Origin of the sequence: Bradyrhizobium sp. TM102 (assembly GCF_009176685.1) — a bacterium.
Classification (GTDB): domain Bacteria; phylum Pseudomonadota; class Alphaproteobacteria; order Rhizobiales; family Xanthobacteraceae; genus Bradyrhizobium; species Bradyrhizobium ottawaense.
In genome coordinates, this window is the sequence record NZ_AP021855.1 from 2,711,680 (window position 1) to 2,729,678 (window position 17,999).

At 63.5% G+C, this 17,999-nt stretch carries 19 protein-coding genes; 8 read left to right on the forward strand and 11 right to left on the reverse strand.

Annotated features, from left to right (window positions below; genetic code table 11):
- Window positions 1–4 precede the first annotated feature (4 nt).
- A complete protein-coding gene (locus GDN70_RS12735) occupies window positions 5–1,324 on the reverse strand; it encodes a dicarboxylate/amino acid:cation symporter (RefSeq protein ID WP_038949183.1) in 1,320 nt (439 codons plus the stop codon).
- Between the two features lie 257 nt (window positions 1,325–1,581).
- Window positions 1,582–1,803 carry a hypothetical protein gene (locus GDN70_RS12740; RefSeq protein WP_028142648.1) on the reverse strand — a complete coding sequence of 74 codons (222 nt, stop codon included), beginning with the start codon at window positions 1,801–1,803 and terminating at the stop codon, window positions 1,582–1,584.
- 351 nt (window positions 1,804–2,154) lie between these two features.
- Here GDN70_RS12740 and GDN70_RS12745 point away from each other — a divergent pair, with 351 nt between their 5' ends.
- Window positions 2,155–2,337: a hypothetical protein gene (locus GDN70_RS12745; RefSeq protein ID WP_028142647.1), complete on the forward strand. Its 183-nt coding sequence runs from the start codon at window positions 2,155–2,157 to the stop codon at window positions 2,335–2,337.
- Window positions 2,338–2,356: 19 nt separating this feature from the next.
- Here the strand turns inward: GDN70_RS12745 and GDN70_RS12750 are convergent, their stop codons facing one another.
- The 3 genes from GDN70_RS12750 to GDN70_RS12760 form a co-directional block, all read right to left on the reverse strand.
- Window positions 2,357–3,736: a VWA domain-containing protein gene (locus GDN70_RS12750; RefSeq protein WP_038949181.1), complete on the reverse strand. Its 1,380-nt coding sequence runs from the start codon at window positions 3,734–3,736 to the stop codon at window positions 2,357–2,359.
- Window positions 3,737–3,741: 5 nt separating this feature from the next.
- A complete protein-coding gene (locus GDN70_RS12755; RefSeq protein WP_028142645.1) occupies window positions 3,742–4,689 on the reverse strand; it encodes a MoxR family ATPase in 948 nt (315 codons plus the stop codon).
- A 163-nt stretch (window positions 4,690–4,852) separates the two neighbouring features.
- Window positions 4,853–5,053 carry a hypothetical protein gene (locus GDN70_RS12760; RefSeq protein ID WP_028142644.1) on the reverse strand — a complete coding sequence of 67 codons (201 nt, stop codon included), beginning with the start codon at window positions 5,051–5,053 and terminating at the stop codon, window positions 4,853–4,855.
- 223 nt (window positions 5,054–5,276) lie between these two features.
- Between GDN70_RS12760 and GDN70_RS12765 the strand changes: the two genes are divergently transcribed.
- Window positions 5,277–6,251 carry a quinone oxidoreductase gene (locus GDN70_RS12765; protein ID WP_028142643.1) on the forward strand — a complete coding sequence of 325 codons (975 nt, stop codon included), beginning with the start codon at window positions 5,277–5,279 and terminating at the stop codon, window positions 6,249–6,251.
- A 14-nt stretch (window positions 6,252–6,265) separates the two neighbouring features.
- Here GDN70_RS12765 and GDN70_RS12770 read toward each other — a convergent pair whose 3' ends face one another.
- On the reverse strand, window positions 6,266–6,541 hold the full coding sequence (locus tag GDN70_RS12770; protein ID WP_028142642.1) for a hypothetical protein: 276 nt from the start codon (window positions 6,539–6,541) through the stop codon (window positions 6,266–6,268).
- A gap of 113 nt (window positions 6,542–6,654) precedes the next feature.
- Window positions 6,655–7,263: a S24 family peptidase gene (locus tag GDN70_RS12775; RefSeq protein ID WP_018644790.1), complete on the reverse strand. Its 609-nt coding sequence runs from the start codon at window positions 7,261–7,263 to the stop codon at window positions 6,655–6,657.
- Between the two features lie 163 nt (window positions 7,264–7,426).
- Here GDN70_RS12775 and GDN70_RS12780 point away from each other — a divergent pair, with 163 nt between their 5' ends.
- Together GDN70_RS12780 and GDN70_RS12785 are read left to right on the forward strand one after the other, a co-directional pair.
- Window positions 7,427–7,957, forward strand: coding sequence for a GcrA family cell cycle regulator (locus GDN70_RS12780; protein WP_028142641.1), 531 nt, complete (start codon window positions 7,427–7,429; stop codon window positions 7,955–7,957).
- Between the two features lie 42 nt (window positions 7,958–7,999).
- A complete protein-coding gene (locus tag GDN70_RS12785; protein WP_028142640.1) occupies window positions 8,000–8,575 on the forward strand; it encodes a hypothetical protein in 576 nt (191 codons plus the stop codon).
- A 46-nt stretch (window positions 8,576–8,621) separates the two neighbouring features.
- On the opposite strand, the gene GDN70_RS12790 is transcribed toward GDN70_RS12785, so the two are convergent.
- Window positions 8,622–8,978, reverse strand: a complete 357-nt coding sequence (locus GDN70_RS12790; protein WP_028142639.1) for a hypothetical protein — start codon at window positions 8,976–8,978, stop codon at window positions 8,622–8,624.
- A 598-nt stretch (window positions 8,979–9,576) separates the two neighbouring features.
- Here GDN70_RS12790 and GDN70_RS34915 point away from each other — a divergent pair.
- Together GDN70_RS34915 and GDN70_RS12800 are read left to right on the forward strand one after the other, a co-directional pair.
- Window positions 9,577–9,762, forward strand: a complete 186-nt coding sequence (locus tag GDN70_RS34915) for a hypothetical protein (RefSeq protein WP_028142638.1) — start codon at window positions 9,577–9,579, stop codon at window positions 9,760–9,762.
- Between the two features lie 155 nt (window positions 9,763–9,917).
- A complete protein-coding gene (locus GDN70_RS12800) occupies window positions 9,918–10,259 on the forward strand; it encodes a phasin (RefSeq protein ID WP_028142637.1) in 342 nt (113 codons plus the stop codon).
- A 186-nt stretch (window positions 10,260–10,445) separates the two neighbouring features.
- On the opposite strand, the gene GDN70_RS12805 is transcribed toward GDN70_RS12800, so the two are convergent.
- The 3 genes from GDN70_RS12805 to GDN70_RS12815 form a co-directional block, all read right to left on the reverse strand.
- Complete coding sequence (locus GDN70_RS12805; protein ID WP_152102598.1) at window positions 10,446–10,763, reverse strand: cytochrome c; 318 nt, start codon at window positions 10,761–10,763, stop codon at window positions 10,446–10,448.
- A gap of 302 nt (window positions 10,764–11,065) precedes the next feature.
- Entirely contained in the window at window positions 11,066–11,896 is an 831-nt protein-coding gene (locus GDN70_RS12810; protein ID WP_028142635.1) for an alpha/beta fold hydrolase, read from the reverse strand.
- Between the two features lie 130 nt (window positions 11,897–12,026).
- Window positions 12,027–13,823: a ShlB/FhaC/HecB family hemolysin secretion/activation protein gene (locus tag GDN70_RS12815; protein WP_152102599.1), complete on the reverse strand. Its 1,797-nt coding sequence runs from the start codon at window positions 13,821–13,823 to the stop codon at window positions 12,027–12,029.
- Window positions 13,824–13,954: 131 nt separating this feature from the next.
- On the opposite strand from GDN70_RS12815, the gene GDN70_RS12820 reads away from it, so the two are divergent.
- Complete coding sequence (locus GDN70_RS12820; protein ID WP_173015795.1) at window positions 13,955–15,196, forward strand: FecR family protein; 1,242 nt, start codon at window positions 13,955–13,957, stop codon at window positions 15,194–15,196.
- Between the two features lie 59 nt (window positions 15,197–15,255).
- Window positions 15,256–17,997, forward strand: coding sequence for an EAL domain-containing protein (locus GDN70_RS12825; protein WP_152102601.1), 2,742 nt, complete (start codon window positions 15,256–15,258; stop codon window positions 17,995–17,997).
- Window positions 17,998–17,999 lie beyond the last annotated feature (2 nt).

A 17,999-nucleotide genomic window follows, 5' to 3' on the forward strand; every position in this document is an offset into this window, starting at 1 on the left:
GGCGCTATCCCGCCGTCACGTCCACCAGCTCGCCGCCCTCCAGCACCTTGGCCGCCTTGGCGCGGTCGAGATCGCCTTCCCAGGCCGCGACCACGACCGTCGCGACGCAGTTGCCGACGAGGTTGCCGAGCGCGCGGGCCATGCCGATGAACCAGTCGACCGACAATACCAGCACGAGCCCGATTGCGGGAATGCTCGGCACCGCATTGAGCGTCGCCGCCAGGATCACGATGGCCGAACCCGGCACGCCATGCGCGCCCTTCGAGGTGATCAGGGAGACGCCGAGAACCAGCAGGAGATCGCCGAAGGACAGCGGCGTGTTGGTCGCCTGCGCGATGAAGACGACGGCGAGCGTCAGATAGATCGAGAAGGCGTCGAGGTTGAAGGAATAGCCGGTCGGAATCACGAGACCGACCACGGAATCCTTCACGCCCATCCGCTCCAGCTTCTTCATGATCTGCGGCAGCACGGCATCGGAGGAGGCGGTCGCGAGCACGATGGTCAGCTCTTCGCGCAGGTAGGCGAGGAATTTGAGGATGTTGAGTCCGGCGAGCGCCATCACGCCGCCGAGCACGCCCAGCACGAAGATGCCGACCGAGATGTAGAACAGCATCACCAGCGACACGAGCTGCTTGAGCGAGCCGACCCCGTATTTGCCGACGGTGTAGGCGACCGCGCCGAGCACGCCGAGCGGGGCAACGCGGACAATCAGGCCCATGACGCGGAACAGCACGGTGGAGGCGGCATCGATCATGCTGGTGACGAGCTTGCCCTTCTCGCCGCCGACGAGCGCGAGGCCGACGCCGAACAGAACCGCGAAGAACAGCACCTGGAGCACGTCGTTGCGCGACAGCGCGTCGAAGGAGGTGGTCGGGATCACGTTCATCAGGAAGGCGCCGATGCCGCCGCCTGACAGCTTGTGGGCGTTGTCGGCGTAGGTGTTGAGCGCTTTGGCATCCAGCGTGGAGGGATCGATGTTCATGCCGTGGCCGGGCCCGAAGAGGTAAGCAAGCAACAGGCCGACGACGAGCGCGACGGTCGTCATGATCTCGAAATAGACCAGCGCCTTGACGCCGACCCGGCCGACCTTCTTGAGGTCGCCGGCGCCGGCAATCCCGTGCACGACGACGCAGAACACGATCGGCGCCACGATCATCGAGATCAGCTTCAGGAAAGCGTCGCTGAGGATCTTGAGCCCGATCGCGAAGTCCGGGACGGCCATGCCCAGGATGACGCCAAGCACCAGCGCGGCCAGGACCTGGACGAACAGCGAGGTGTAGAGCGGCTTCGGCTCGGCGGCGGGCGCCGCGGTGATGGTCGACATGGTGGATTTCCCCGGTTTGACGCGACTTGGACGTCAAAAAGGAGCAACAACCGTGCCAGATTGTCGCGGTGTGTTCCGGAAAGCGGCCTGGAGGTCGCCCTGTTATCCCGGGCGGCGCGACGCAACGCTTCAGGAGCGCTGTGTCGGGGGGCGCGGAACCCATCACTCCACGCCTTCGCTATCTCGCCGAACAGTCGCGTGGGGAGGAAGCGCGGGACCCGTCAGTCGTTATGCCTACGCCGAAACGAAAGGCAACCTCATGCCGCAAGATCCAGCAGCCGGCATGATCCGCGCACGAGCGCCTTGCGTCCCGTGGGCGTCATCACAGGTATGCCGTCATTGACGACAACGAGACCGAACTTGACGAGACTTTCGATAAGATAGGCCTTCGAGAGGCGACCGCCCGACACCGGGTTGCGAAGTGTGCGCAGGGCTTCCCACTGGTCCGGCGAGAGATCGAAGTCGACGTCGTTGCTCATGTTGCCTCAAGCGATAGTACCATTCGCGCGCCTCTGTTAGCGGGGCTGCATGAAGACCATGCGACGACAATGAGTCGGGAATTCGGTGCGCTGTTTAGAACGTCTCTTCACGAATTGCCGCACTTCATTGCGCCACAAGGGTAAAGATCGCTCGTTGGCGAATATTGTCCCGAGCTTCGATCACATATTGATGAATTCGGTTTGATGCTGCACTGCAAGTTGTCGCGGTGCACGGGAAGCGCTGCTGTCCCATTCTGCGTCGCAATAGGCACAGAAATCGTGAAGCGAAAGGTTGAGGATTCTGTTACGGTGATCCCCGGGGAATGACTTCACGCTGCAGGAGTGGAGTGCATGAACAGGCTGGTCAAAATTCGCAGTCAGGAATCCCTGTGCCGGGAGCGCGCCGCGCTCGATTTCGATCGCCGGGTTTTCTGGCTCGCGCAAGCCGAGGAATGGGAGCAGCGCGCGCTCGACGAAATTGCCTATCACTTCCGGGAGTGCAATATCGGCCAGGCGGAGCTTGCACGGAACTGACGCTGGCCGCGAGCAAGACCTACTGATAAGTCGCCACGATATCTGACACCGCGCGCTCAAGCTGCTGCGCGGTGGCGCATTGGCGCACGACCGTACAGAAGGTCGCGTAGCGCGGCATCTCGGAATCGCCAAAGCCCCAGGCGAGCCGTCCTTCGGGATTGAGCCAGACCAGCCGCTTCGAGCGTTCGGAGATGCGGCGCAGGATGTCGGCACGCGGGTCGAGGTTGTTGCTGCGGGCATCGCCGAGCACGATCACCGTGGTCTGCGGCGTCAGCGTGCTCATGAAGTCCTTCTCGAAATCGACCAGCGAAGAGCCGTAATCGGACGAGCCGAAGCCGACCTTGGACATGATCTCGGCCATCGCCTCTTCCGGCGATTTCTTTTCCAGGATCTCGCTGACCTCGATCATGTGCGAGGAGAAGGCAAAGGAGTGGACGTCGTCGACCACCTCGTGCAGCGAGTGGATCAGCAGCAGGAAGAAATCGGAGACTTGCGCGACCGATCCCGAGACGTCGCAGAGCGCCACGATCTTCGGCCGGTCGCGATGCTTGCGCTTCCATGCGGTGAGGAAGGGCACGCCGCCCCAGGCCGCGTTGCGGCGGAGTGTGCGGCGGACGTCGAGATGACCGCGGCGCTGGCGCTTGCGCGGCTTCGAATAGCGCTCGCGCAGGCGGCGCGCGATCTGGCGGATGAGGGCGCGCATCTCCGCGACCTGGCGCCGCTCGATGCGGGCGAGCGGCGCATTGCGAAGGATCTCGTTGCGGAGATTTTCGGCCTCCTCGCGGGCGTAGAGCGCGAGCCCCTGCGAGACGGTTTCGCGCACCGCTTCGCGCAAGGCGTCGAGCGCGGCGCGCAGGCGCTCGGCCAGTGCCGGGTTGGTCGCGGTCAGCGCGTCGAGATCGTCGCGCAGGCGCTGGAGGCCCATGGCATCGAGGATGCGGCTGGAAAAGATCCCGCGCTGGGTGGAATAGCGGATATCCGACAGGGAGGCCGTGCCGGAAGCGCTGGCAATCGCCGCTGCGATCGTGTTGCGGTCCTGCGACAGCAGCATCTGCGCGAGCGGGCCCAAGCCCTCGGGAGGCTGTCCCTCGCCCGCTTCGCTGGCCGAGCCGGAGGAGGGCGACTGATCCGGATCCTGCGAGGCGTTCTCCTCGCTGCCCGCTTCGGTCTGATCCTGTCGCGGCTCCGGCTGGCTGAAGAACAGATCAAAGCAGTCGCCGAGCGCGAGCTTCTCGTCCTGCGATTTGGCGAGCGTCAGAAGCAGCGCGTCGCGCAGGATGGTTCGATCGGAGAGGCCGACCTGCGCGACCGCGCGCATCGCATCGATGCTCTCGGCAGGCGAGACATGAACGCCGACGCCGCGTGCTGCCCGAAAGAAACGATGGAGGTTCTCGCGCATCGGCGTCAACCGAAGACGTTGGACCGTGCCGCCTTGGCAATGAAGGTCGTCACCTGCGGCGCTGCTGCCTCGATGTCGGCTTCGTATTTCAGCAGCACGTTGAGCGTGTCCTTGACGAGCTCGGTATCGAGCTCCGTGGCCTGGAGCAGCACCAGCACGCGCGCCCAGTCGATGGTCTCGCTGACCGAGGGCAGCTTCTTCAGATCCAGCGAGCGGATCTCGTGAATGAAGCCGACCATCTGCCGGCGCAGTGCCTGCGAGATGCCGGGCACCCGGCTTTCGACGATGCGCTCCTCGAGCCGCTGCTCGGGGAAGCCGATATGCAGATGCAGGCAGCGCCGCTTCAGGGCGTCGCCGAGGTCACGCTCGCTGTTGGAGGTGAGGATCACCGTCGGCGGCGTGATCGCCGAGACGGTGCCGAGCTCGGGGATCGTGACCTGGAAATCGGACAGGATCTCCAGCAGCAGCGATTCGAATTCGGCGTCCGACTTGTCGATCTCGTCGATCAGGAGCACGCAGCCGCCCGGCTGCTCCAGCGCCTGGAGCAAGGGGCGCGGCTCGACGAATTCCTTGGAGAAGAACACGTCGCCGAAATCGTGCAACTGGTCGAGCGCGGCGTGCAGCGTCTGCGCGCCGCCGAGGACTTCGCCGAGCTTGTCCTTGAGGATCTGCGTATAGAGGAGCTGCTTGGCGTATTTCCACTCGTAGAGCGCCTTGGCCTCGTCGAGACCCTCGTAGCATTGCAGGCGGATCATCTTCATGCCGCGCCAGGCCGCGATCGCCTTGGCAAGCTCGGTCTTGCCGACGCCCGCGGGGCCCTCGACGAGGATCGGCTTCTCGATCTGCTGCGACAAATAGACGGCGGTCGCGATCTGCCGGCTCGCGATGTAGCCCTGCGCGGCGAGGCCGCTCTCCACTGCCTCGATCGAGGTCGAGGCCTTCTGATCAGCCACGAAAGGGCGCTCCCAAAGGTCTTGCTTGGGGCTTGTTCTGCCTGCGTTCCCGGCAAAGAACAAGCCTCGTTTGGGAGGCATCAGACCCGCACGGACGGCGCTTTTTCCGCTCGACGCAAATACGTGTCGGCGCGGATATTTGCGCGGCTCGCCGTTCGCGCGATCAGTGCCGCAGCAGCTCCGGCTTGCGGATCGTCTGTCTGACCTCGGCGCCGCAATCGGCGCATTCATAGACAAAGTCGATCTTGGCAAGGCTCCAATGCGGCTCGACCTCGCGCACATACATCGGCAGGAACCCCATGCATGCCGGGCAATTCACAGGCGCGATCTCGATGTCCTGATGATGCTGTACATAAGCTGGCATCTCGGCTCTCCTTCGCAGGCGACAACCAAACCCCGCGCAGAAGCTACTGCCGGTCGCTCCAGGCACGTCATCAACTCTATCGAACGGAGATGGAACGGCGGACGTTTGTCGCGCGCTGTGACATTCTTGTTACGTGTCTGTACTGTAACGGGCGGACTGAATGCCTATTTCTGCGGCCGATCCGGTTTTCGGAGCCTCAACCAACGATAAGGGAGTAACGCCCATGACGCATGCCATTCGTTTTCACAAGACCGGCGGTCCGGAAGTCCTGGTCTGGGAGGAGGTCAGCGTCGGCAAGCCCGGACCGGGCGAAGCGCGCATCCGCCACACCGCCGTCGGCCTCAATTTCGTCGACATCTACAACCGCTCCGGCCTGTATCCGGCGCAACTGCCGAGCGGGCTCGGCAGCGAGGCCGCCGGTGTCGTCGAGGAGGTCGGGCCCGGTGTCACCGATCTAAAGCCGGGCGACCGTGTCGCTTATGGCGCCTCGCCGCTCGGCGCCTATTCCGAGGCGCGGCTGATCCCCGCGGACCGCCTGCTGAAGCTGCCTGAGGGGGTCGACGACAGGACCGCGGCGGCGATGATGCTGAAGGGTCTCACCACGCAATATCTGATCCGGCAGACCTATCGGGTGAAGGCGGGCGATACAATCCTGCTGCATGCCGCGGCCGGTGGCGTCGGTCTGATCCTGAGCCAGTGGGCCAAGCACCTCGGCGCGACCGTGATCGGCACCGTCAGCAACGACGAGAAGGCCAAGCTCGCGAAGGCGCATGGCTGCGACCACGTCATCATCTACACCCGCGAGGATTTCGTGAAGCGGGTCGACGAGATCACGGGCGGCAAGAAGGTCCCGGTGGTTTATGACTCCGTCGGCAAGGACACATTCCTGAAATCGCTGGATTGTCTCGCGCCGCTCGGCGTCGCCGCGCTGTTCGGTCAGTCCTCCGGCGCGGTCGAGCCGCTCAATCTCGGCCTGCTGGCCCAGAAGGGCTCGCTCTACGTCACGCGGCCGACATTGTTCACCTACGCCGCCAAGCGCGAAAATCTGGTCGCGATGGCGAACGAGCTGTTCGACGTCGTCAAGTCCGGTGCGGTCAAGATCGAGGTGCACCAGACCTATCCGTTGAAGGACGCCGCCAAGGCGCATGCCGATCTCGCCGCACGCAAGACCACGGGATCGACCGTCCTTCTGGTGTGATGTCCGGGCCTGCGTCACGTCCGTTCATGCTTGCGCACATCGCGGGCGTGATCGAGGTGAATTGCTTGGAGGTCGACGTCTTCGGGCGGGATCCGGGGCAGGGCGGCCTCTGTCAGGATCGCCTCGGTGACGTCCTCGACCGAACTCCCGGCGATCTCGTGTATGAACGAGACATTCCGGTATTCGCCCGAGGCGATGCGGGAGATGACCTCACGCCTTGTGATTTCGGGGTCGACGACCGCCTCGCGGCCCCGCCGTCCATAGTCGATCATCACGACGAAATATTGCATCAAAACGACTCTGCCGCGCCCCCCATTGCGGGCGCGCGGCAGATTATTTCCGAAAAACAGAATCAAGTCAAGGCCGATTTCGAAAAAGCGAAATCGGCGGCCGTGCCGATGCCCTACTTGCCCTTCTTGCGGGGGCGCGCCGACTTGGCGCGCAGCCGCTCGAGTTGGCCCTTGGGCATGGACAGGCAGATCTCACCCACCCAATCGAGCTTCACGCCGACGATCGGCTTGGCGTTGAAGCTGGTGAGATTGACGACGGACGGGCTTTTCCCCCGCTCGATCGTTTTCAAATAACGCTCGCCGGTCTTGAGCCGGACCACGGCCTCCTCGCCGTAGAAGCTCGACAGCGGATGGCGCTGATCCTTGTAGACCACGATCACGTCGCCGCTCTCGTATTTGGGCAGCATCGAATCACCCACGATCTCGAAGGCGACAGTCTCTTCCATGATCGGGAAGGGCAGCGCGATGTCGCCGAGACCCTCCGGGGGGACCTGCTCGTAATCGGGCTCGATCACGGCGCCGGCACCGACGCGGCCCATGATCGGCGCGAGATTGAGCTCGAGATATTCCATGATCGGAATGATTTCCGAGGCCTTCACCAGGCGTTCGCCGCCGAGGATCTCCGAGACCGCGCCGGGCCGCACGCCCATGGCCGCCGCGAGGCCGCCCTTGCTCTTGCCTGTCTTTTCCAGGCCCCGCTCGATCATTGCAACGTCCAACATGGTGATTCCCTCGATTACCCATCGTCTCGCTCTTGTAATCCGAAATTCGGAATTATTGCAATTATGAATATCAGAATTATCGCTTGACTTGTGCTTCGGAATACCGGAATGTCTGTTTCGCCCCGGTCGTGCGATCGGAGGAGACGCATCACAGGACAGCAGCATGGAACCGGGTCATTGGCCGTCGGAGCACTCCGACGCGCTTCGCGACTATTTTCTCAAAGGCATGTCTTATGCGGAAATCGGAAGGCAGATTAACGCAAGGTTTGGAACGGCTTACACGCGCAATGCGGTGATCGGCCGCGCCAAGCGGCTCGGGCTCGTCATGCCGGAATGGATCGTGAGCCCATCGGTCGCGCCATATTTGCCGGGTGAGGCCCCGGTTTCGCCGCGCCGCGCGGTGCTACCGAATCTGAACGTGCCGCCGAAGTCCGCAATGAAGCCTGCGGTGCGGGTGAAGCTGCGCTGCGTCGGCGTTCAGCCGCGCCTGATCCAACTGGTGGACCTCGATCCGGCCGACTGCCGCTATCCCTATGGCGGCGACAAGGACGGGGAGGAGATCGCCTTCTGCGGCCATCCGCGCCAGCCGGGCTCCAGCTATTGCGCCCCGCATGCGGGCCTGACGCGTCGCTCCGGGGCTGCGTCCGCCCGTGTCCCCGGTCCCGTCGTGCTGAAGCTGGTCTTCGCGGCCTGAACTCTCACCCGTTTCATCGTCGATTTCGCAAGGAGTATCCAAGTGGCTCGTGTCCGACGCAACAAGTCCTACAAATTGGCGCAGATCCACGACCGGCGGTCCCGCGACGTGCCATTCAATGCCGAAGTGGCGGAGGTCGAGGTCGACAATCCGCTGGCGCTCGATGCTGGTGAGAAGATCGTGGCCATCCGGTCGATCCGTGGCGATCCGCTGGGACGGCTGCATGCACACCACCAGATCGATGAGGCGCAATTTCTCGGCGGGCGCGCCTTCCAGAACGATTGGGAGAGAGCGGAGCGGGGCCCTCAGGCGATGGACCCGACCCGCGAATATGTCGATGGCGCGCGCACGCGCGAGCCGGTCACCGAGAGCCAGCGCCAGGCGGTGCTGCGGCTGAACCAGGTCGAGCGCGAACTCGGGACCGACGGCGCTGCGCTGGTGCACGACGTGCTGGTGCTGGGCCTGACCATGGATCAGATCGGGCAGCGTCGTGCTGTCCGTACGCAGCGCTGGAACGACTATTTTGCGCGACGCTTTCGCGAGTGCCTCGACCGGCTGGCGCTGATCTACGGTTTTGCGACGGAAACGGGGACACGGCAGGCAGGGCGGCGCAGATGACAACGGCACGCCTGCGGTTTGGGCCGCGGGCGCGCCAGTTTGCCGCTCACGGATGCGGGACGATCTGGTAGGGCGTCGAATAGGGTTCGACGCGGAGCGAGGCGTTGGCCAAAAGCCCGATCCTGGCGGTCGGCGCCTGCTGCAATTCACCGTTCGGGCCGCGATGCACGTTATATTGCCAGACCGTGAGATCGCCCTTCTGCGCCAGCGCGTGCGCAACCGCGCTCGCATCATTGCCGCCGAGCGCCTGAAGCTCCTCCGCCGACAACCCGACGACGATCTCGTCCTTGATGGTGACGATCTTGAACAGGTTCATCTTGGTCTCCTGCGCCCATGCGCCTTGTATCGAGAGGGTGAAAAGCGCGACCGCGGCGCCCTTGATGAGATCGCAGCGAGAAAGCATGCCGTCGTCCTTTGGTGCTGAGGCGCGCCCGAATCGAAGAGTTTTCAGCCATGGCGCCCGTTGTCTGCGTGGCCGTGTCGCAACGGCTTGGTCGTTCGTTCATGGACAACGGTTCACCGGCGGAAACATATCCGGCTTGCGAGATCGATCGTTATTCTGCCGTTAATACAACCGCCGAGGTCGCACTCAACAATTACGTGTAGGCACTGAGAAGGGCTCATTCGCAGCCGAATGTCCGTTCATATCGGAAACAAGCAGAAACGTTGTGCCGATCGACGGCGATTGGAGCTGCGTGCGTGATTGATGACGCTTCTTGACGCAGGTGGGTGACGGCGGTCGATATACCTGTTATCCGGAATTGCCGTGGTGCGATGCAGACGAAGCATCGCTTTAGGCACTGTTGGGCTTGCCGGACGGGTTGTTCCTTGACATAATTGCAACCAGATGGTTGAGCCTGTCGTTTGGACATGTCATTCGGCGTGCCAACCCGCCGGGGCCACCCGGCCGAGAGTTCGTCGCCATGGGTCCTGTATGGCGTCTTGTTATGGCGTTCGGTTCTTGAGCGGGTCACGAAGCCGATGCTTGTCATAGGTGCGAGATGAAAAACCTCAATTTCGCGGCTGAACTGCACCTCAAGCTCGGCGCGCCGGCGAGCGGCACGGTCGAAAGCCTGCGCCTGCTCCGCGCGTTCCTGAAGCTCGCGCCTCGACAGCGTTTCGAGGTCATCAAGCTGGTCGAAGACCTCGCCACCGAAGAAATTCTGCCCGAGCACCCCTTGTCCTGAGCCCGGCCGAGCGCCGGCCTTACGCCGTCTCTCTCGTTTTCCCGTTCGTTTTCCCGCCGGAGCCGGATCGCCGGCGACGTTTCCACGCGGGCTGGCCGCTGGAAGGCGATCCGGCAAGTGTGGTATTCAATTGGGAAAACGGGAGGAGTGCGACCATGATCGAACCGAAGCTCGAAGTTCCGGCCGAACTGCGCGACCTGGCCGAGAAGACAATTGATCAGGCGGAGAAGGCATTCGGCATGTTTTTCGACGCCGCCACCAAATCGATGTCGTCCGTTCCAGGACCGGGGACGGAGGTGTCGAAGCAGGCGCTGGTTTTCACTGAGCAGAACATGAAGTCGGCCTTCGAGCATGCGCGCAAGCTGGTTCATGCCACCGACCTTCAGGAAGCGATGCGAATCCAGTCCGATTTCCTGCGCAGCCAGTTCACCAGCGCCGGAGATCACATGCGCCAGATGACCGGCAGTCTCATGCAACAGGGCAAAGGGAAGTCCTGATTCTCTGCGCGCGCAGCATGCCCACAATAGAACTTGCGCGGCGTGGCGATCCGAACCTCGATGCCGGCTCAGATCTATGACGGGCCACCGAATGACCACATTCGCCGTCTGTCGTCCTTCTGCTGATCCCTGCCGGTCCTCCGGCAGGGATTTGCATGTGTGGCGAGCGTCGTGCTCGGCGTGCCACTAGCGCAGCGAAGCGATGTAGGCCGCGATGTCGCCGGCTTCGGTTCGGCTCAGGGGAAAATTCGGCATCTTCGGGTGGGGATCAAGCAGGAAGAAGGCGAGCCTCTCCGGACTGAAGTCCGGCCTGCGCGCGACGGAGGCAAAGGAGGGGACGTCAGCGCTCGCCTGGGTTTGGCCGTTCGCGACGACATGGCAGCTTGCGCACCAGCGTTTGGCGAGGTCCGCACCGTGATCGGCATTGGCCGCGAGAGCCGACGATGTGCCGAAGCTCGAGGTTACGGCAAGCAGCAGGCAAATTCGTCTCAAATGCTGGTGCATAGGGTAACTTTCATGCATCGATTAGCGGCCGCCATGCTTATCCGCAGCACGATCCCGGAAATTGCGAGAGATCAATCCGGGCGATGATCGACCGCAGCAGCTTGCGGGCCGAACGATAGAGATGCCGTAGGAAAGCCGGCATCCTCGCCGCGGGCAGGCCAAGACTTCTCGTGAGACTTCTCGTATCGAGATTTCTCGTATCCAGACTTTCAATGTAGTGCGACACGTGACTCTCCGAGGCTATATCGCCCTTTTATCCCGGCGCCTCGGAGCCGCCTTGATCTGCCGCAAAGCGTTCCGGGCTAATAGTCGCCCGGATTCATGATCATCGGGGTTTTCGTATCAGCCGGCGCAAGCGCGCTGCTGGCGCTGTCGCGCAGGAAACGGTCGAGCGTTTCCTGGATCTTCTCCTTGACCGAGTTGGGACCGCGATCGCTCATTTCCGTGTGCTGCGCGCCAGTGTGGACGATATCGATACCGCGCGCCTTGGCTTCTTCCGGCGTCGGCAGCACGCCGGGATCGGTCAGGAAATGCGGATCCTTTGACCGGAACGACAGGATCTTCATGCCGTCGCTGACCACGAAGGGCACCCGCAGATTGTCGAGCGTGATCACCTTCGACACCAGCTCCGGGTGCTGATGGGCAACATACATGGAGACATCGCCGCCGTTGGAGTGACCGACGAGGGTGATGTGGTCGTAATCGACGTTTTCGTGCTGCTTCTTCAGCTTGTCCAGCGCGAACAGAATGTTGGCTTCGCAGCGGATATAAACCTCGCGCCGGCCGACATATTGCTGACCGACATGGGTCATCAGCGGCGGATCGCTCGGCAGGTCCTGCTGGATGCTGGCAACCAGATAGCCGCGCGCGGCAAGCACGTTGGCAAGGAAGGAGTATTCGGTGGCCTTGACGGTGTTGCCGTTGCTGATGATGGCGAGCGGGAGTTTCCAGAGGCCGAGATTCGCCTTGGTCTCGTAATCGCGCCGCACCGCCACGTCGACCGAGATCGGCCGCTGCCGCGAGGCGTCGAACAGCGCCAAAGTCTCATGGCGGATCGCGAACCGACTAACGACGAAATATTCCCCGACGCCGAGGACGCAGAGAAACGCCAGGATTGCAAACACCCTCTTCATGGTTTCATCTCAAATCACATTTGACTGAACATGGTCATTGGGAACTCCCGGATCGAGCGATCGTGAGCAGCTTACGGGATTAAATTTAGGCAAGTCTGTGAGCAAGCCCGCAAAAAGGACCGCGGGGTGGCTACGAACAGCCGGACTTGCCGCGTTCGGGGCAGAGCCGGAACGCGCTCGACAGGGTGAACAGGAAGCGGGGGCTGCGGCGCTCGTTGTCCGGTGCCCGGTAGCTCAAGGGCACCGCTACGCCGAGATCGGCCTGGATATCCTCTGGCAGGAAGAAGCGCACACCGGCCCCGGCCGATGCGAGCGACAGGCCGTCACTCAGGCGGTAACCGTCGTTCCAGACGGCGCCGCCGTCGCCAAAGGCGTAGAGCTGATAGCCGGTCCAGTAGCGGAAATTGAGCTTCTGGTCGAAGCGCAGTTCGAGCGAGCCGGCAAGGCCGTTGTCGCCGCTGATCTCGGCTGCGCCATAGCCCCGGCCGAAGGCCACGCCGCCGAGATAGAATTGCTGCGAGGTGAACAGTGGCCGCGATGCGGTCTGGCTCGCCGCGGAGAGCCTGAGCGACCAGGTATCGTTGAGCGTCTGGTAGCGCGTGAACCAGAGGTTCAGCACCGAGAAGTTCGAAGATGCGCCGTCGCGCGACAACAGGTCGTCGTCGAAATGCGAGGCGCCGAAGATGTCGAGGCCCTGGCGGTAGGTCAGCGTCGCAAGATTGGTGCCACCGAAGCGATCCTGTAGCCGGTAGTCGGCGGTCAGGCTCGCGGTCCTGATATGATCGTTGTACCAGGGACCGTAACGGTCGTGCTCGGACACATTGCTGAAGGTCGTCGCCGCAGTCAGCGTGAGCGTGGAGGATTGCGATTGCAGCGGGACGACGCTGGCGCGCAGCTCGAACGCCTCGGTCGTCGTGATATCGCTGTCGAGGCGGCGGGCATCGCCCGGCCGGACCGCGCTGTACAGGGCGGAAGCGCCGAGGCGCACGCCGTCGACGCCGACGGGCGTGTCGTAGGACAGCCGCGCAAAGCCGAGCTGGCGAGGATCGTTGGCAATCGTCGACAGGTTGACTGCCAGCGTGTCGCCGGGCGTGAGGTAGGAGTTGAACGCGCCGGTGGCGTAGCTCTGCCACGGGCCAACGGAAGATGATCCGAGATTGTCCAGACCGAACGAGGAGAAGGCGTGCCAGGTCTTCAAAACGACTGTGAGACGGAAGCGGCCGGTCGCGCCACCGATCTCCTCCAGCGCGGTATCGGTGATCCGGACGCCCGGCCTGCCGTTGATGAGGAAGAGCTGGCGTTCGAGCGTTGCGAGGCGCGACGGCTGCTCGGCCAGAACCGGCTCGAGCATCGGCCTTACGCCGAACTGCTCGGCGCCGTCGCCTTTCAGCTCGGCCTGTACGATGGCGCCTTCGATCACCTGGATCCGTACCCGGCCGTCGGCAATGTCCTGCGGCGGCACGATGGCCCGGCTCAGATGGAACCCCTCGGCGCGGTAGAGATCGCTGATCGCGCCGGCGATCGCGGCGAGATCCGCCTGCGAGACCTGCTTGCCGAGATAGGGCTGATAGATCGCGGCTATCCGATCTTGGGATACGGTGTGTGCGCCGCTGACGTTGACGCCGCGCAGCACGAATTGCGGTTTGGTATCGCCGCCGGTGTTGGGCTGTCCGACACCCGGAAGCCGGACCGGAGGCCGGCTCAGCGATTCCCGCTCGGTTTGGTTATCGAAATATTTCTCGGGCTGGCGCGGATCGAAACCCGGCTGGTTCGCCTGTTGTGCGAACGCCTGGGAAATTCCCGCAAAGATCGGTACCACCATTACCAACGCGGTAATGAGATGCCGCTGCTCAACGTACGTCGCGAATCTCTCTCCGTAGTTTGACGGAGACTTTGCGATGGGGCGGTAAGGGTTCGTTATCCGCATGATTTTTCATAGTTTTTTATGGTCAATGATTGGTTAATGCTGCCACTGCACGGGCCGCTTCCCGCTAATCCTCTCTTGAGTGATTTCCGGATACCCCTCAGCTCCGGCTGTAACGCGGACTGAGGATCGTGATGCTTGGCAGAATTGGAATGCGGTGTGCCCTCGTGGCGGCGCTGACCCTTGGAACGGCTTCCGCTGCGTTTACCGCGGAGGATGGCGTCTGGTCGGTCAGCAAGGCCACCGGCGAGGTGTGGGTCGCGACCGACGGCGCGCAACAGGTCTCGCTGAACCAGGAAGCGACGCTCAAGCCCGGCAATACCATCCGCACCGGACGCAACGGCCGGGTGCTGCTCGTCCGCGGCGAGGAGACCATTCTGATCTCTCCCAACTCCGTGATCGGCTTGCCCTCGGAGAAGAAGGAGGGGCTCTCGACCACCATCATCCAGCGGGCGGGATCGATCCTGCTCGAGGTCGAGAAGCGCAACGTCAAGCATTTCGAGGTCGAGACGCCCTATCTCGCCGCCGTGGTCAAGGGAACGCAGTTCAGCGTCACGGTGGGAGCTGGCAGCACCAAGGTCGGCGTGCTCCGCGGCCAGGTCGAAGTCTCCGACTTCAAGACGGGACAGATTGCCCAGGTCATGCCGGGACAAGCGGCCACCGTGTTTGAGCACGGCAAGCCTGGACTCAGCTTGAGCGGCGCGGGGACGTTCAATCCGATCGAGCATGGCAAGCCGCGCGCCTCGACGATCGAGCGTGTCCCCGTACCGAAATCGGGCCTGTCGGCGCCGCGCAATGCCGCGAGCGGCCATGCGATCCATGCGCTCGGTCCCATCGACAAGGGGGCCAAGGCGGCTGGCGTGCCGAAGCCGTCGCATCAGGCGGCTGGAGGTCATGTTTCCAAGGCCGGCGTCGTGCGCATCTCGAGCTCGCTCGGCGAAGTCAGGCTGAATGTCCACAAGGTCACGAATGGGCTCGCCCACGGCGCGGTTGCTCCCGGACAGGTGCGCAACGCGAACGCCAACGCCGGTCCTGACACGGTGTGGAGCGACGGCAAATCCAATACGCCGGCATCCAACAGCTCCGTCCAGACTGCGGCAACGACGAGCGGTGCGGCAGCTGCTGGCAGCAGCGCCTCGGCTGCGAGTGCGGCGATCGCGGCAGCGGCAGCCGGTGCATCCAGCGACAGCCCCGGCGCCAACAACGGAAACTCCGGCGGCAACGGCAATTCCGGCAACAACGGCAACGGAAATAGCGGGAACAACGGCAACGGCAACCATGGTGCCACCGGCAACGGCAGGGGCAACAACGGCAACGGCAGTGGGAACGGCGGCGGCAACGGCCATGGCAATGCCTACGGCCACAACAGGCGCTGAGGCGGTTTCCCAGGGGATGAGGGGGCGCATCCGTTGAAGCGGGTGCGCGGGAGGATCGGGTGAAACGTTATCGGCCGCATATTCTCGTCGTGATCGCGCTTGCGATCGTGCTGTCCACGGGATGGCATGGTGCGCTTCGCAACGCGCTCACTGATCTGCGGTTCAGCTGGCAATCGCGAGCGGCCAGCGGCAATGTCGTCGTGGTGGCCATCGACGCACCGTCCATCGATCAGATCGGGGTGTGGCCGTGGCCGCGCCGGCTCCACGCGGAGCTGTTGCGCAGGCTCGAGGCGGCGGGCGCGGGGGACATCGCGTTCGACGTCGATTTCAGCACGCCGTCCGATCCGGCGTCCGACGAGGCCTTCGTCAAGGCGCTCCGCGATGTCGGCGGCTCGACGATCCTGCCGTCCTTCAAGCAGCCGACGCCGAATGGCGGCACGGCGCACATCAATCGCCCCCTGAAGGGTTTCAGCAACCAGTCGTGGCCGGCCGTCGTCAACGTCGCGGTCGAACCCGACGGGCTCGTTCGTCGTTATCCGTTCGGCGAGAAGCTCGGCGATGCCTTGATGCCGTCGATGGCCGTCGTGCTGGCCGGGCAGGATGCCAACCGGCGGCCGCCCTTCCTGATCGACTTCAGCCTTCGTGCAACCTCCATTCCGAGCGTCTCCTATGTCGACGCGCTGCGCGGCGATGCCGCGGCTCTCGACAAGGTGAGAGGCAAGAAGATCATCGTCGGCGCCACCGCGCTCGAGCTCGGTGACCGGTTCAGCGTTCCCAACGGCAGGATCGTCTCGGGGCCGGTCCTCCAGGCGCTGGCCGCAGAATCGATCCTCCAGGGCCGGATGCTGCACTGGACATCAGATATCGGCATGATCCTGGGTCTGGGCGTGATCTGCCTGCTGATGATGTATGCGTGGCGTCGCCTCGCGCCAGGAATTCGCGTCGCGGTCCTGATCGCCTCCGGGGTGGCTATCGAGCTGGTCGCGGCCCTCGTGCAGGCAAGATGGCCCCTCGTCATCGACACATCGCTATTTCACATCGCGATCGTTGCCTATCTGGCCGCGATTGCGCTGGACGAAATCGATTTCCGCAGTCTCCTGGGACGCATCGCCGAGAGCCGCTTTCACCGCATCGCGATGTCGCTTGGCGATGGTCTCGTCTGCACCGACGAGGATCACCGGATCACGGTCTGGAATCCCGGCGCGAGCACGATCTTCGGCTACGCGCCGGCGGAGATGATCGGCCGTCCGTTCGAAACGCTATGCGCCGTGCCGGTGGACGGCGATGCAAGGCCGTCCATGCACGACGCCGCGCGCCAGGCGCTGCTGGTTCCGGGCGGGGCGGTCGTTGTCGAGTTCGAGGGCCGGCGCAAGAATGGCGAAACCTTCGCCGTCGAGGCGAGCTTCTCGGGCTGGCAGGGAACGGACGGCTTTCAGTACGGCGCGATCCTGCGCGACATCTCGGTCCGCAAGCGGGAAGCCGAACGCGTCAAATATCTTGCCGAACACGACGCGCTGACCGGTCTTGCCAATCGCAACACGCTGCATGCCGGACTGGCCGGCATGATTGCGAATGCAGAGCGACGGCCTCGCGAAGTCGCGTTGCTCGTCATCGGGCTCGACGGCTTCCAGGGCATCAACGATACGTTGGGGCATTCGGCGGGAGATCTGGTGCTGCAGGCGGTCGCCATTCGCCTGGAGGGTCAGGCCGGAGATCGGGCGATCGTCGCCCGGCTCGGCGGAGATGAATTCGCCATTGTGCGCGAAGCCGCAGATGGCGGTGAGCCGATCGCGAAGTTCGCCGAGCGGATCGCGCGTGCATTCGAAACGCCGCTTGCGACGGGCACGCGCCAGCATCGTGTCAGGATCAGCATCGGCGTCGCGGTCTACGGCGAAGGCGGACAGAGCGCCGACGAACTCCTCAGCAATGCTCATCTGGCGTTGAGCAAGGCAAAGATGACGCGGCGCGGCAGCCATGTGATCTTCGAGGCTGCGATCAGGCAGGAGCTGGAGAACCGGCTGACGCTGGAGAGCGAGTTGGCGCTTGCGGCGGATCGCGGCGAGTTCGAACTGTTCTACCAGCCCCAGGTTCGTCTGATCGACGGCAGCCTTATCGGGGCCGAAGCGCTCATCCGTTGGCGGCATCCGGTGCGCGGCTACGTCTCGCCCGGAGAATTCATGCCGGTGGTCAACACCTCGGCACTGTCAGAGCGTATCGCGAACTGGGTGATGGAGACCGCCTGTCGTCAGGCGCGTGACTGGGAAATATCCGGCAACGGCGTGCGTGTTGCGATCAACCTGTCGCCCTCGCAGCTTCACTCCGGCGATCTCGCGCATTCGGTTGCGGCGTTGCTCGAAGCGACGGGGCTTACCCCGTCACTGCTCGAAATCGAGGTGACCGAAGACATCCTGATCCAGGACGAACGCCGCGTGCTCGACATGTTCAAGCGAATTCAGGAGCTCGGGGTGCGCGTCCTCTTCGACGATTTCGGCACCGGTTATGCGAGCCTCAGCTATCTGAAGAAGTTTCCGCTCGACGGGCTCAAGATCGACCGCTCGTTCGTGCTCGATCTGCTCGCCGATTCCGACGATGCCGCGATCGTCGGTTCGACCATCGGCCTCAGCAAGCAGCTCGGCCTCACGGTCGTGGCGGAAGGCATCGAGAACCGCGCGACTGCCGACTTCCTGGTCAGCATGGGATGCGCGGAAGGACAGGGTTATTTCTTCGGCCGTCCGATGCCTGCCGAGGCGTTCGAAAAGCAATTCCTGGCAACCGAGCTCGACGCGGCCAGCGCTGCCTGAGG